The organism is Pseudomonas sp. R2-60-08W (genome assembly GCF_003852335.1).
Classification (GTDB): domain Bacteria; phylum Pseudomonadota; class Gammaproteobacteria; order Pseudomonadales; family Pseudomonadaceae; genus Aquipseudomonas.
In genome coordinates, this window is record NZ_CP027731.1 from 1,268,603 (window position 1) to 1,281,668 (window position 13,066).

13 protein-coding genes are annotated in these 13,066 nt (G+C 59.6%); 4 read left to right on the top strand and 9 right to left on the bottom strand.

Annotated features, from left to right (window positions below; translation table 11 throughout):
* Positions 1–163: 163 nt before the first annotated feature.
* From C4J90_RS05615 to C4J90_RS05625, 3 genes are all read right to left on the bottom strand, one after another.
* Positions 164–919 carry a DeoR/GlpR family transcriptional regulator gene (locus C4J90_RS05615; protein ID WP_124361506.1) on the bottom strand — a complete coding sequence of 252 codons (756 nt, stop codon included), beginning with the start codon at positions 917–919 and terminating at the stop codon, positions 164–166.
* A 94-nt stretch (positions 920–1,013) separates the two neighbouring features.
* Positions 1,014–2,519: a glycerol kinase GlpK gene (glpK, locus tag C4J90_RS05620; protein WP_124419388.1), complete on the bottom strand. Its 1,506-nt coding sequence runs from the start codon at positions 2,517–2,519 to the stop codon at positions 1,014–1,016.
* A 75-nt stretch (positions 2,520–2,594) separates the two neighbouring features.
* On the bottom strand, positions 2,595–3,449 hold the full coding sequence (locus C4J90_RS05625) for an MIP/aquaporin family protein (protein ID WP_124361508.1): 855 nt from the start codon (positions 3,447–3,449) through the stop codon (positions 2,595–2,597).
* 325 nt (positions 3,450–3,774) lie between these two features.
* Between C4J90_RS05625 and ybaK the strand changes: the two genes are divergently transcribed.
* Positions 3,775–4,245, top strand: coding sequence for a Cys-tRNA(Pro) deacylase (gene ybaK / locus C4J90_RS05630; RefSeq protein WP_124361509.1), 471 nt, complete (start codon positions 3,775–3,777; stop codon positions 4,243–4,245).
* Between the two features lie 122 nt (positions 4,246–4,367).
* On the opposite strand, the gene C4J90_RS05635 is transcribed toward ybaK, so the two are convergent.
* Positions 4,368–5,411 carry an ABC transporter ATP-binding protein gene (locus C4J90_RS05635; protein ID WP_124419389.1) on the bottom strand — a complete coding sequence of 348 codons (1,044 nt, stop codon included), beginning with the start codon at positions 5,409–5,411 and terminating at the stop codon, positions 4,368–4,370.
* Positions 5,408–6,328 (bottom strand): ornithine carbamoyltransferase, encoded by a 921-nt coding sequence (gene argF, locus C4J90_RS05640; protein WP_124361511.1) that lies wholly within the window; start codon positions 6,326–6,328, stop codon positions 5,408–5,410. Before argF ends, C4J90_RS05635 begins: the two co-directional genes overlap by 4 nt.
* Before the next feature lie 432 nt (positions 6,329–6,760).
* On the opposite strand from argF, the gene C4J90_RS05650 reads away from it, so the two are divergent.
* Complete coding sequence (locus C4J90_RS05650) at positions 6,761–8,869, top strand: molybdopterin oxidoreductase family protein (RefSeq protein WP_124419390.1); 2,109 nt, start codon at positions 6,761–6,763, stop codon at positions 8,867–8,869.
* 99 nt (positions 8,870–8,968) lie between these two features.
* Positions 8,969–9,307, top strand: a complete 339-nt coding sequence (grxD, locus tag C4J90_RS05655; RefSeq protein ID WP_110624405.1) for a Grx4 family monothiol glutaredoxin — start codon at positions 8,969–8,971, stop codon at positions 9,305–9,307.
* A 191-nt stretch (positions 9,308–9,498) separates the two neighbouring features.
* Here grxD and bfr read toward each other — a convergent pair whose 3' ends face one another.
* Positions 9,499–9,969 carry a bacterioferritin gene (bfr, locus tag C4J90_RS05660; protein ID WP_124361513.1) on the bottom strand — a complete coding sequence of 157 codons (471 nt, stop codon included), beginning with the start codon at positions 9,967–9,969 and terminating at the stop codon, positions 9,499–9,501.
* A 200-nt stretch (positions 9,970–10,169) separates the two neighbouring features.
* Positions 10,170–10,388 carry a bacterioferritin-associated ferredoxin gene (locus C4J90_RS05665; protein WP_124365113.1) on the bottom strand — a complete coding sequence of 73 codons (219 nt, stop codon included), beginning with the start codon at positions 10,386–10,388 and terminating at the stop codon, positions 10,170–10,172.
* A gap of 245 nt (positions 10,389–10,633) precedes the next feature.
* On the opposite strand from C4J90_RS05665, the gene C4J90_RS05670 reads away from it, so the two are divergent.
* Complete coding sequence (locus C4J90_RS05670; protein WP_124361514.1) at positions 10,634–11,236, top strand: peroxiredoxin; 603 nt, start codon at positions 10,634–10,636, stop codon at positions 11,234–11,236.
* Between the two features lie 64 nt (positions 11,237–11,300).
* Here C4J90_RS05670 and rnt read toward each other — a convergent pair whose 3' ends face one another.
* The gene (gene rnt / locus C4J90_RS05675) at positions 11,301–11,975 is read right to left on the bottom strand and encodes a ribonuclease T (protein ID WP_124361515.1); all 675 of its coding nucleotides are present in this window, start codon (positions 11,973–11,975) and stop codon (positions 11,301–11,303) included.
* Positions 11,972–13,018, bottom strand: a complete 1,047-nt coding sequence (gene pyrC / locus C4J90_RS05680; protein ID WP_124361516.1) for a dihydroorotase — start codon at positions 13,016–13,018, stop codon at positions 11,972–11,974. The genes rnt and pyrC overlap by 4 nt, the downstream gene beginning before the upstream one ends.
* Between the last annotated feature and the right edge of the window lie 48 nt (positions 13,019–13,066).

Here is a 13,066-nt window from a genome sequence, read left to right on the forward strand (position 1 = left end):
GCCAACTTCGATTGAAAAAACTCATCGAAGGGTGGGGAAAGGAAAATTTGTGAACTGATAGTTCCCACGCTCCCGCGTGGGAATTGAGCCCATGACGCTCTGCGTCACAGCGGACGCGGAGCGTCCTGCGGTGCATTCCCACGCGGAGCGTGGGAACGAGATGTCAGACGACTTCCAAACGAACCTTATGCTGATTCAACAACTGCACCAACGCCGGCACCGGCTGCTGATCAGTCACCAGGCAGTCCACCAGACTGATCGGCCCCAGGCGGATCATGGCGTTGCGCCCGAACTTGCTGGAGTCCGCGGCCAGAATCACTTGTCGCGCGTTGGCGATGATCGCCTGGGAAACCCGCACTTCCTGATAGTCGAAATCCAGCAGGCTGCCATCCTCATCGATGCCACTGATACCCACCAGCGCAAAGTCGACCTTGAACTGATTGATGAAATCCACACTGGCCTGGCCTACCACGCCGCCGTCACGGCGCACATTGCCGCCGGTCAGCAACACATCGAAGTCGTCCTTGGCACTGAGCATGGTGGCGACGTTGAGGTTGTTGGTGATGATTTTCAGGTGATGGTGATTGAGCAGCGCACGGGCGATGGATTCGGTGGTGGTGCCGATATTGATGAACAACGAGGCGTGATCGGGGATCTGCGCCGCGATGGCTTCGCCGATACGCTGTTTTTCATCGCGCATCTGGTCGGCACGCATGGCGTACGCGGTGTTCTCGACACTGGAGTCATAGGCCGCGCCGCCGTGGTAGCGGCGCAGCAGATTGGCGTCCGCCAGCTGGTTGATATCGCGGCGGATGGTTTGCGGGGTGACAACGAACAACTGCGCCATTTCCTCGATACTGACGTAGCCGCGTTCGCGGACCAGTTCGAGGATTTGTTGTTGGCGGGGAGGCAGATTCATGGGGCGTCCTTTGGGCTGCCATACAAAAGTGGCCCATGATGACGCAGGAATCCGCTCCCTGCCAGTTACAACCGGTGTAGATCCGGCGCTTGGCTTATTCGGCGCCTTCGTGCGGCTCCCAGTCGCGGGTGCGGCTGACTGCTTTTTGCCAGCCCGCGTAGAGTTTCTCTTTAGCCGCTTCATCGAGCTGTGGTTCGAATTCGCGCTCGATCACCGCTTTGCCGCGCAGCTCGTCCAGGCTGCCCCAGAAGCCACAGGCCAGGCCTGCCAGGTAAGCAGCGCCGAGGGCGGTGGTTTCGCGCATTTGCGGTCGTTCGACCTGGGTGCCGAGGATATCGGCCTGGAATTGCATCAGGAAGTTGTTGGCGACTGCGCCGCCGTCCACACGCAGGGCTTTAAGGCGTTCGCCCGAGTCCTGTTGCATGGCGTCGAGCACGTCACGGGTCTGGTAGGCAATCGACTCCAGGGCTGCACGAATAATGTGATCCACGCGTACGCCACGGGTCAGGCCGAACAATGCGCCACGGGCATACGGGTCCCAGTACGGCGCGCCCAGGCCGGTGAAGGCCGGCACCAGGTAAACGCCGTTGCTGTCCTTGACCTTGCCGGCAAAGTATTCGGTGTCGTGGGCGTCGTTGATGATTTTCAACTCGTCACGCAACCACTGCACGGTGGATCCGCCGTTGAAAACTGCGCCTTCCAGTGCGTAGGCCACTTCGCCACGCGGGCCGCAGGCGATGGTGGTGAGCATGCCATGCTTGGATTTCACCGCTTTGTCGCCGGTGTTCATCAGCAGGAAGCAGCCGGTGCCGTAGGTATTTTTGGCCTGGCCGGGTTCGACGCACATCTGGCCGAACAGCGCGGCTTGCTGGTCGCCGGCAATGCCGCCGATGGCGATGCCGCTTTTGGTGCGGCCGTAGATCTCGGACGAAGATTTAACTTCCGGCAGCATTTCCCGTGGAACGTCCAGAATCTCCAGCATCTTCGCATCCCATTCCAGGGTGTGGATGTTGAAGAGCATGGTGCGCGAAGCATTGGTGTAGTCGGTGACGTGGGTCTTGCCGCCGGTAAATTTCCAGATCAGCCAGCTGTCGATGGTGCCGAACAGCAACTCGCCGTTGCGCGCACGCTCGCGGCTGCCTTCGACGTTGTCGAGGATCCACTTGAGTTTGGTACCGGAAAAGTAGGGGTCGGTGACCAGACCAGTGGTGTCGCTGATGTATTGCTCGTGGCCGTCGCGCTTGAGCTGCTGGCAGATCTCGGTACTGCGGCGGCACTGCCAGACAATGGCGTTGTAGATCGGGCGGCCAGTGATCTTGTCCCATACCACGGTGGTTTCGCGCTGGTTGGTGATGCCGATGGCGGCGACCTGGTCGTGGTGCAGGCCAGCCTGGGCCAGCGCCTCCACCATCACCGCGCTCTGGGTGGCGAAGATTTCCATCGGGTCATGCTCGACCCAGCCCGCCTGCGGGTAATGCTGGACGAACTCGCGCTGGGCGGTGCACACCACGTTGGCGTCACGATCGAAGATGATCGCGCGGGAACTGGTGGTGCCCTGATCGAGGGCAATGATGTAGTTCTTATTCTGAAGGTCGGTCATGTCAATTGCCTTGGACGAAATAAGGAGTCAGAAATCAGCCGGGGTCACGAAGGGCAGGGACCCTGGCTGGCGCTTTCAGGAAATACGGGTGTTGCCGTTGACAGCCGTGTCAGTTGTTTCAGCTATAGCAGGTGCGGCGCTCGGCAGGTGACGGGCAATTAGCCCGCGATACGCTGCGGCGCCGAGGCATGCGCCCACAATCGGCGCGAAAATCGGTACCAGGAAGTAAGGAATATCGCGACCGCCAGTAAAGGCCATTTCACCCCAGCCGGCGAAAAAGGTCATCAGCTTGGGCCCGAAATCCCGCGCCGGGTTCATCGCAAAGCCGGTCAGCGGGCCCATCGCGCTACCAATCACAGCGATCAACAGGCCGATCAGCAGCGGCGCCAGCGGGCCACGGGGCAGGCCATTGTTGTCGTCGGTCAGGGCCATGATCACACCCATCAGGATCGCGGTGATGACCATTTCCACCAGGAACGCCTGGGCCGTGCTGAGCAATGCATGGGGATAGGTGGAGAACACCGAAGCCAATTCCAGGCTGGCCTGGGAGCCACGCACCATGTGGTGGGTTTGTTCGTAATCGAAAAAAAGATTGCTGTAGAGCGTGTACACCAGCGCGGCGGAGCAGAAAGCACCGGCGATTTGGGCGAGGATGTAGAAGGGCAGTTTGCGTTTTTCAAAGTCGGCAAAAATACACAGGGCGATACTCACCGCCGGATTGAGGTGAGCCCCGGAAATACCGGCACTCAGGTAGATCGCCATGCTCACGCCGACCCCCCAGATAATGCTGATTTCCCACAAGCCAAAGCTCGCACCCGCGACCTTGAGCGCAGCGACGCACCCGGTACCGAAGAAGATCAGCAGCGCAGTGCCGAGGAATTCGGCCATGCATTGGCTCGAAAGTGAAGGCTGTTGAAGAGCAGTTGTCATGGAAAACCTCAGTTGTTGTTCTTGTCTGGCGCAGGCCTCAACGGGCCGTTGCGCGATTTTCACCGAGACGAGGATCCCCATCCTGTGTCACGGCTTACTGCTCGAGTACCGAGGGCTATTCCTACAGTATTCGGAAACGAAAAAATATAGACAAGAATGACTGCTGTCAAAGGTCGAAAGTGAACTACCAGTCACTTTCGAACTATAGGTTTGATGAATGATCACGCTCATCACATTAAATAAGATTGGCGGATAGGGCGGACTAGAGCGTTTTGTGCGGGGTTGGCCTAGAATCGAGTCTCAGTTTGCTACGTCCGGAGAGGTCATGACCCCCGCATTGGATTTGTTGAAAAAAGTTCGCGCCGAACATCGCATCCATAGTTATGAGCACGATCCCAAGGCGGCTTCGTATGGCCTGGAGGCCGCGGAGAAATTGGCTCTCGACCCGGCGCAGGTGTTCAAAACCTTGCTTGCCAGCAGTGAGAAGGGCGAATTGCTGGTGGCGGTGGTGCCGGTCGTCGGAAGTCTGGATCTGAAAGCCCTGGCTCACGCGGCGGGCGTCAAGAAAGTCGAAATGGCCGACCCGGCGGCGGCGCAGCGCTCCACCGGCTATCTTTTGGGCGGCATCAGCCCTTTGGGGCAAAAGAAGCGCTTGCGCACGTTCATCGATGTGACGGCGCAGCCGTTTGCGACGATTTTCGTCAGTGCCGGTCGGAGAGGGTTGGAAGTAGAGTTGCCAGCCAGTGTGTTGGCTGAGCATACCCAAGCCATCTTCGCGCCGATTGGCCGGGCCTAATGATCAGCCCTGTGGTGATCCAATGTGGGAGGGGGCTTGCCCCCGATGGCGGTGGGCCAGCTAGAGATAAGCTGACTGACCCACCGCTATCGGGAGCAAGCCCCCTCCCACAAGGTAGCGGCTTATTCCTGGAACAGCACCAGATGCTCGGCGGCCACTCGAATGCCCACATCCGTGCCCATCTGCTGATCGACGTGGCTGGGGAAAATCGACTCCAGCTGCGCGCCCGTCGCAAGTTGCAGACGGTACAGCGTTGACGCACCAAGGAAGGTCTTGCCAACAATCCGCGCTTTTAGTGCACTGTCCGGCGCATAGACGATGTCATCCGGGCGCAGCAGCACCTTCACCGCGCCACCGGTGGGCCAGGTATATGCACGGTTGCCACGCAGCTCGCCCAGCTCAGTGCTGACGGACTCGGGCGAGCTCAATTGACCCTGGATGAAATAGCCCTGGCCAATAAAGCTGGCCACATACGGTGTCTGCGGTTCGTGGTAGAGGTTGTAGGGCGTGTCCCACTGCTCAAGACGACCCTCCTTGAACACGCCCACATGATCGCTGACGGCGAAGGCTTCTTCCTGATCATGGGTGACCAGGATCGCGCTGGTGCCGCGCGCCTTGAGAATGTCGCGCACTTCATGGCTGAGCTTGCGCCGTAATTCGCCATCCAGGTTGGAAAAGGGTTCGTCCAGCAGCAGCAGCTGCGGCTCCGGCGCCAGGGCGCGGGCCAGGGCGACACGTTGCTGCTGACCACCGGAAAGCTCGTGGGGGAAGCGCTTGTCCAGGTCTTTGAGGTTGACCAGTTCCAGCAATTCGGCCACTACGCGTTCTTTTTGCGGGTGCTTGCGGATGCCGAAGGCGATGTTGTCGGCCACGCTCAGATGAGGAAACAGCGCGTAGTCCTGAAACACCATGCCGATGCGACGTTTCTCGGGTGCCAGCGTGAAACCGGCACTGGAGATCACTTCGCCCGCCAGGCTGATTTCGCCTTCGTGCACCGGCTCGAACCCCGCAATTGCGCGCAGGGTGGTGGTCTTGCCGCAGCCCGAGGAGCCCAGCAGGCAGCCGATGTCTCCAGCGTTGAGGTGCAGATTGAGGTTCTGCACCACCCGTTGATCTTGATAGCCGCATGCCAGATTGCGCAGGTTCAGCAGTAATGGCTGGCTCATGCGTGGTGGTACGACGGCGGAACGAGAAATTCGAGCAGGGCCTTTTGCGCATGCAGGCGGTTTTCGGCCTGGTCCCAGGCGACCGAGCGTGGGTCGTCGAGCAGGTCGAGGCTGATTTCTTCGCCACGGTGGGCAGGCAGGCAGTGCATGAACAGCACGTCCGGCGCGGCCAGGTCGAGCAGCGCGCGGGTCACCTGGAACGGCGCGAAGAGGGCCAGGCGCTTGGCGGTTTCGTCTTCCTGGCCCATGGAGGTCCAGACGTCGGTGCTGACCAGATGGGCGCCGACCACCGCGTCTTTCGGATCGCGCAGCAGTTGCACGCGGCCATCGGCCTTGGCCAGGAACTCGGCGCTGGGTTCGTAACCCTCGGGGCAGGCGATACGCAGGTGGAAGTCGAACTGGATCGCGGCTTCTATATAGCTGTTGCACATATTATTGCCGTCGCCGATCCAGGCCACGGTCTTGCCCTGGATCGAGCCGCGGTGCTCGAGGAAGGTTTGCATGTCGGCCAGCAATTGGCACGGATGCAGGTCATCGGACAGGCCGTTGATCACCGGCACACGCGAGTTGGCGGCAAATTCGGTCAAGGTGCTGTGGGCGAAGGTACGGATCATCACGGCGTCGAGCATGCGCGACATCACGATGGCGCAGTCGCTGATCGGCTCGCCACGGCCCAATTGGGTATCGCGCGGCGACAGGAAGATCGCCTGACCACCCAATTGGATCATGCCGGCTTCGAAGGACAAGCGGGTGCGGGTCGAGGACTTCTCGAAAATCATCCCGAGCACGCGGTTTTTCAGAGGCTCGAACAGTACACCGCGGTTACGCAGGTCTTTAAGCTCAATGCCTCGACGGATCACGCTGACCAGCTCTTCGGGCGTGCAATCCATCAGGGAGAGAAAGTGCCTTGCGCTCATCATTAACTACCTTTTGCAACAGACCGCAGATACTCAAAGCCTTGTTTATTGTGACAACGGGCGAGACCTGCGGCGAAAGCCGCACGGGGCGACGAAATAGGGGAAGGCGCGATATTGACATTAAATGTCGCGTCTTACCAATAGGGCTACGGTTTTTAAGGGTGTTCAAGCAGGGCGCCGAAGCGCGTTTGAAGACGGTTTCCTGACAGCAGCGGCCCATTTGTACACTGGCGCCGAGACCTTTTGCAATGCGCAGGGGCGGCTCCGGGCCTGGTTTTAGCGGTTTCAGGCGCGTGCGGGGAGGTTTCCGAAACATTTGCTCACTCTTGGCCCTGCTTTGGCCTATGGCTGCCGATTCACCGCGCGAACGTTGCTGGCGCACCGAGCGGTCGCGGCCCATAGTTGAACAAAGCCCTTATAAAGAGACTGGCCATGACCAAGACTCTCCATCACCGTGCCTGCCACCTATGCGAAGCGATCTGCGGCCTCACCCTGGAAACCAGCCAAGGCGACGACGGCAGCCTGGCGATCACCTCGATCAAGGGCGACCCGTTGGACACCTTCAGTCGGGGGCACATCTGCCCGAAAGCGGTGGCGTTGCAGGATATCCAGAATGACCCGGACCGCCTGCACCAGCCTATGTTGCGGGTGGGTAATGAATGGCAACCAATCCCGTGGGAAGACGCCTTCGCGCTGGTAGCCGAACGCCTTGCGGGCATTCAGGCCCGGCATGGGCAGAATGCGGTGGCGGTGTATCAGGGCAACCCCAGCGTGCATAACTACGGGCTGATGACCCACAGCAACTACTTTCTCGGCCTGTTGAAAACGCGTAACCGGTACTCCGCGACGTCGGTAGACCAACTGCCCCACCACCTCTCCAGCCACCTGATGTACGGCCATGGCTTGTTGCTGCCGATTCCGGACATCGACCACACCGACTTCATGTTGATCCTGGGCGCCAATCCTCTTGCCTCCAATGGCAGCATCATGACCGTGCCCGACGTGGAGAAGCGCCTCAAGGCCATTCAGGCCCGAGGCGGCAAAGTTGTGGTGGTCGACCCGCGCCGCAGCGAGACGGCGGGGATTGCCGATCAGCACCTGTTCGTGCGTCCTGGCGGTGACGCGGCCTTGTTGTTCGGGCTGCTCAACACCCTGTTCGCCGAGGGCTTGACCCGCGACAGCCATTTACCGGTTGAGGGTTTGGAGACCGTGCGCCAGGCGATCGCCGGGTTTACCGCCGAGGCCATGAGCCGTCAGTGTGCGGTGCCAGCCGAGCAGATCCGCCAACTGGCGCGGGACTTCGCGGCGGCGGATAAAGCGGTGTGCTATGGGCGCATGGGCGTCTCCACCCAGGCGTTCGGCACCCTGTGTCATTGGCTGGTGCAACTGATCAACCTGGTGACCGGCAATCTGGATCGGGTAGGCGGCGCCTTGTGCACCACGCCGGCGGTGGATTTGGTGGCCTCGACCGGCGGCGGGCATTTCAATCGCTGGCAGAGCCGCGTGTCCGGGCGGCCCGAGTACGGCGGAGAACTGCCGGTATCCGCCTTGGCCGAAGAGATGCTCACCGAAGGCGAAGGGCAAGTCCGCGCCCTGGTGACGGTGGCCGGTAACCCGGTATTGTCGACGCCCAACGGCCGTCAGTTGGAGCAGGCGCTGGATGGGTTGGAGTTCATGGTCAGTATCGACCTCTACATCAACGAGACCACGCGCTATGCCGATCTGATCCTGCCGTCCACGTCGGCACTGGAGAATGATCACTACGACACCACCTTCAATATGTTCGCGGTACGCAACGTCACGCGCTTCAATCGCGCGATCCTGCCCAAGCCTGAAGGTGCGCTGCACGATTGGGAAATCTTCGTCGGCCTGGCCAAGGCGTTCTCGGCCCATACCGGCGTGGTGCTCAAGCCGACGATGCCGCCTGCGCAGATGATCGACTTCGGGTTGCGCGCCGGGACTTATGGGGATGCATCTGCGCGCAAGCTGTCGGTGGCGATGCTGGCCGATCATCCCCATGGCGTGGACCTGGGGCCGCTCCAGCCAAACCTGGCCGAGCGGCTGAAAACCGCCGATGGCAAGGTGCAGGCGGCGCCGCTAGTGATCCTGGCGGACCTGGCGCGTTTTGCGGCGCAACCGGTGCCCGTGGCTGACGAACTGCTGCTGATCGGTCGTCGCCATGTGCGCAGCAATAATTCCTGGATGCATAACTATCATCGGCTGGTGAAGGGTAAGCCGCGCCATCAACTGCTGATGCATCCTGACGACCTGGCCAGCCGGCAATTGAACGACGGTCAGCGGGTGCGCGTCAGCTCACGCATCGGCATGGTCGAAGTCGAGGTGGTCGCCAGCTTGGACATGATGCCCGGCGTGGTCAGCCTGCCGCATGGCTGGGGGCACGGGCGCCCGGGTGTGCAGATGAGCATCGCCAGCGGCCAGCCGGGGGCAAGTGCGAATGATTTGACCGATGAGCGGCAGTTGGACGAGCTCTCCGGCAATGCGGCGCTCAATGGCGTGCCTGTGAAAGTTGCAGCGGCGTGAGGCTGGCTGTCGGCGCGCCCGAGCATCCTGCAGGTTTTTTGCGTTACAATGCGCCACCGTGCCGACCCGTGAGTCGCAAAGTTCCTGCAGAGGTGTTCCATGGATATCATCGAAACGATCAAAGAGCAGATTGCCAACAACACCATTCTGCTTTACATGAAAGGCGCGCCAAACGCTCCCCAGTGCGGTTTCTCCGCGAAAGCGTCCCAGGCCATCATGGCGTGTGGCGAGAAGTTCGCTTACGTGGATATCCTGCAGAACCCGGAAATCCGCGCCAACCTGCCTAAATATGCCAACTGGCCGACTTTCCCGCAGCTGTGGGTGGCCGGTGAACTGGTTGGCGGTAGCGACATCATCACTGAAATGGCGGCTGATGGCTCGTTGCAAGCGTTGATCAAAGATGCAGCGGAAAAAGCGGCAGCCAAGACTGAAGCTTGATGCTTTGGTAAAAGGCCACGCAATAAAAAGCCCCGCCTCTCGTAAGAGGGCGGGGCTTTTTTTTGGCTTCTCTGTAGGAGCGAGCTTGCTCGCGAAGCACTTAAGGCCCCCGCGTTTATCCAGAATAAACGCGTTGCCTGGGCGTTTTTTCGCGAGCAAGCTCGCTCCTACAGTAAACAAGAACTACGGGGTTATTCGCCCATTTGCGATTGCAGGTAGTTCTCCAGGCTGACTTTGTCGATCAGGCCCAGTTGGGTTTCCAGCCAGTCGATATGCTCTTCCTGGTCTTCAAGAATATCTTCCAGCAACTCGCGGCTGCCGTAGTCGCCAGTGGCTTCGCAGTGAGCGATGGCGGCCTTGAGGTCGCTGTGGCTCTTGCGTTCAAAGCCCAGGTCGCTGCTGATCATTTCCTGGGTGTGCTCGCCGATATTCAGCTTGCCCAGGTCCTGTACATTCGGCAGGCCTTCGAGGAACAGGATGCGTTTGATCAGCGCATCGGCGTCCTTCATGGCCTTGATCGATTCCTTGTATTCGCGTTTGCCCAGCTTTTCCAGGCCCCAATCGTCATACATGCGTGCATGCAGAAAGTACTGATTGATCGCGACCAGTTCATTGGCAAGGATTTTGTTGAGTTGCTGGATGACTGTGATGTCGCCTTTCATGACTGGGGTCCTGCCCTGTAATCGCTGTGTAGGGGCAGAGTTTGAGCGGCGAAAAACCTGGTGTCAAACCTAAGTTATTGAATAATAAATGAAAATTAATCGGAATAAGAATGTTTGTGTTCCGCGTCTTGACGCTAACTAATTGAATTGCAGGCATAAAAAAACCGGACACGGAGTCCGGTTCTTTAAAACACGCCTATTTAAGCGTGTGTAAATTCTGCTGAGTAGGGCACGCCAGCCTGGGCTGTCTGCAACTGCGTGAGCGTTTCCCGTACCACTTGCTTGGCGAGGCATGCGCATTTACCGCACTGGCTGGCAACGCCGGTGGTTTCGCGCACTTCCTTGTAGCTGCAGCAACCTTCATAGATTGCTTCGCGGATTTGTCCGTCGGTGACGCCAGTACAGAGGCACACATACATAAGGGAGAACCGTCGCGGGTTTAGGGCTTGAGTGCGATGGATCTTAATGTTAACGAGAATGATTGTCAAAGTAGTTTCATCAACGATCGCACGCACATTGCCCGCGCGCTGACGAACGGTTTTTTCGGTGTATGATGGTCAGTCTTTACGAAGCGTGACCGCGTCACAGGTTTGTCGCTGACACAAGGCAGACTCGACGCTGGTCCTGTTACTTCAATCGTCACCCCTTCATCAGGAGATATCCAATGAGCGTACTCGTCGGCAAACAAGCCCCGGATTTCGACGTACCCGCCGTTCTCGGCAATGGCGAAATCGTAGACAGCTTCAAACTGTCTGAAGCCATCAAAGGCAAATACGGCCTGGTGTTCTTCTACCCGCTGGACTTCACCTTCGTCTGCCCATCCGAGCTGATCGCTCTGGATCACCGCATGGACGATTTCAAGGCGCGCAATGTTGAAGTGGTCGCCGTTTCCATCGACTCCCACTTCACTCACAATGCCTGGCGCAACACCGCCATCAATGATGGCGGCATCGGCAAAGTCCAATACACCATGGCAGCCGATATGAAGCATGATATCGCCAAGGCCTACGACGTTGAGTCCGAAGGCGGCGTGGCATTCCGTGGCGCGTTCCTGATCGACGACAAGGGCGTTGTGCGCTCGCAGATCATCAACGACCTGCCGCTGGGCCGTAACATGGAAGAGCTGATCCGTCTGGTCGACGCTCTGCAATTCCACGAAGAGCACGGCGAAGTCTGCCCTGCCAACTGGAAAAAAGGCGACAAAGGCATGACCGCTTCCACCGAAGGTGTTGCGGCTTACCTGACCGAGAACGCTGGCAAGCTGTAAGCCAGATTCAAGGTAAAAAAAACCGGCCTGGAAAGGCCGGTTTTTTTATGCGCGGGATTCAACCTCAGTCGTTGAAGTCTTCCCAACCGCCCATCTGTTTCCAGCGATTGACGATGCCACAGAACAGCTCGGCGGTCTTCTCGGTGTCATAGCGAGCCGAGTGCGCCTCGCGACCGTCGAAATCGATACCGGCTGCCTGGCAGGCTTTTGCCAGTACGGTCTGACCATAGGCCAGGCCGGCAAGCGTAGCGGTGTCGAAGCTGGAGAATGGATGGAACGGGTTACGTTTCATGTCCAGGCGCGCCACGGCGGCATTCAGGAAGCCCAGGTCGAAACTGCTGTTGTGCCCGACCAGGATCGCGCGTTTGCAGCCATTGGCCTTCAGCGCTTTGCGTACGCCACGGAAGATGTCGGTCAGCGCCGCTTCTTCACTCACTGCCATGCGCAAGGGGTGATCGAGCTTGATCCCGGTGAACTCCAGGGCTGCCGCTTCGATGTTGGCCCCTACAAACGGCTCGACGCGGAAGAAGTGGGTGTGTTCCGGGTACACGAAGCCTTGCTCGTCCATGCCGATGGTGGTCGCGGCAATTTCCAGCAAGGCATCGGTGGCGCAATTGAAGCCGCCGGTTTCTACGTCGATAACGACAGGCAGGTAGCCGCGGAAACGTTCGGCCATCGGGTGGCGCGAACCGCCCCCACCGGCGTGTTCCTGGTCGTCATCGTAATGGTCTTCACTCACTTGCTTTCCTCCAGCAGGCGCCAGCGCAGTGTTTCACCGGCGCGCAGCGGGATAACGGTCAACTCGCCAAAGGGCAGGCTGGCAGGGGCGGTCCAGTCTTCACGAACCAGGGTGATGCGATCGGTATTCGCCGGCAGGCCATAGAAGCGCGGGCCATTGAGGCTGGCGAAGCCTTCGAGCTTGTCCAGGGCGTTGCGTTGTTCGAACGCTTCCGCGTACAGCTCGATGGCAGCAAACGCGGTGTAGCACCCCGCGCAACCGCAGGCGGCTTCCTTGGCGTGCTGCGCGTGGGGCGCGGAGTCGGTACCGAGGAAGAACTTCGGGCTGCCGCTGGTGGCGGCATCCAGCAAAGCCACCTGATGGGTGTTGCGCTTGAGGATCGGCAAGCAGTAGAAATGCGGCCGAATCCCGCCCACCAGCATGTGGTTGCGGTTGTACAACAGGTGATGTGCGGTGATGGTCGCGCCGACATTGGCCGAAGCCTCGGTGACGAACTGCACGGCCTCTGCGGTGGTGATGTGTTCGAACACCACCTTGAGCGTCGGGAACAGCTCGACCACGCGGCGCATGTGCTCGTCGATGAAGATCTTCTCGCGATCGAACACATCGACATCGCCACGGGTGACTTCACCGTGGATCAACAGCGGCATGCCGACCTCAGCCATGGCTTCGATGGCCGGCAGGATCTTGTCGATGCTGGTGACGCCGGAATCGGAGTTGGTGGTCGCGCCCGCCGGGTACAACTTGGCGGCGTAAACGTAACCGCTGGCCTTGGCCTCACGAATTTCTTCAGGCTGGGTGCGGTCGGTAAGGTAAAGCACCATCAGCGGTTCGAAGCGGCTGCCGGCCGGGCGCACAGCGAGGATTCGCTGGCGATAGGCATCGGCTTCGGCCGCGTTACGCACCGGGGGTACCAGGTTAGGCATGATGATGGCACGGCCAAACGTGCGCGCTACATCGGCCACGGTTTGGGGCAACGCAGCACCATCGCGAAGATGAATATGCCAGTCGTCGGGACGCAGCAGGGTCAGGCGGTCGGACATTGGGGATTCCAGGCGGGTCAATCTGGAGGGAATGCTACCGGAAAAGAC

Coding starts and splice junctions, on each gene's coding strand:
- C4J90_RS05625 (WP_124361508.1), bottom strand. CDS start 3,449: ATGACAACTGCTCTTCAACAGCCTTCACTTTCGAGCCAATGCATGGCC.
- glpK (WP_124419388.1), bottom strand. CDS start 2,519: ATGACCGACCTTCAGAATAAGAACTACATCATTGCCCTCGATCAGGGC.
- argF (WP_124361511.1), bottom strand. CDS start 6,328: ATGAGCGCAAGGCACTTTCTCTCCCTGATGGATTGCACGCCCGAAGAG.
- grxD (WP_110624405.1), top strand. CDS start 8,969: ATGGATATCATCGAAACGATCAAAGAGCAGATTGCCAACAACACCATT.
- C4J90_RS05670 (WP_124361514.1), top strand. CDS start 10,634: ATGAGCGTACTCGTCGGCAAACAAGCCCCGGATTTCGACGTACCCGCC.
- C4J90_RS05665 (WP_124365113.1), bottom strand. CDS start 10,388: ATGTATGTGTGCCTCTGTACTGGCGTCACCGACGGACAAATCCGCGAA.
- C4J90_RS05615 (WP_124361506.1), bottom strand. CDS start 919: ATGAATCTGCCTCCCCGCCAACAACAAATCCTCGAACTGGTCCGCGAA.
- ybaK (WP_124361509.1), top strand. CDS start 3,775: ATGACCCCCGCATTGGATTTGTTGAAAAAAGTTCGCGCCGAACATCGC.
- C4J90_RS05635 (WP_124419389.1), bottom strand. CDS start 5,411: ATGAGCCAGCCATTACTGCTGAACCTGCGCAATCTGGCATGCGGCTAT.
- bfr (WP_124361513.1), bottom strand. CDS start 9,969: ATGAAAGGCGACATCACAGTCATCCAGCAACTCAACAAAATCCTTGCC.
- pyrC (WP_124361516.1), bottom strand. CDS start 13,018: ATGTCCGACCGCCTGACCCTGCTGCGTCCCGACGACTGGCATATTCAT.
- C4J90_RS05650 (WP_124419390.1), top strand. CDS start 6,761: ATGACCAAGACTCTCCATCACCGTGCCTGCCACCTATGCGAAGCGATC.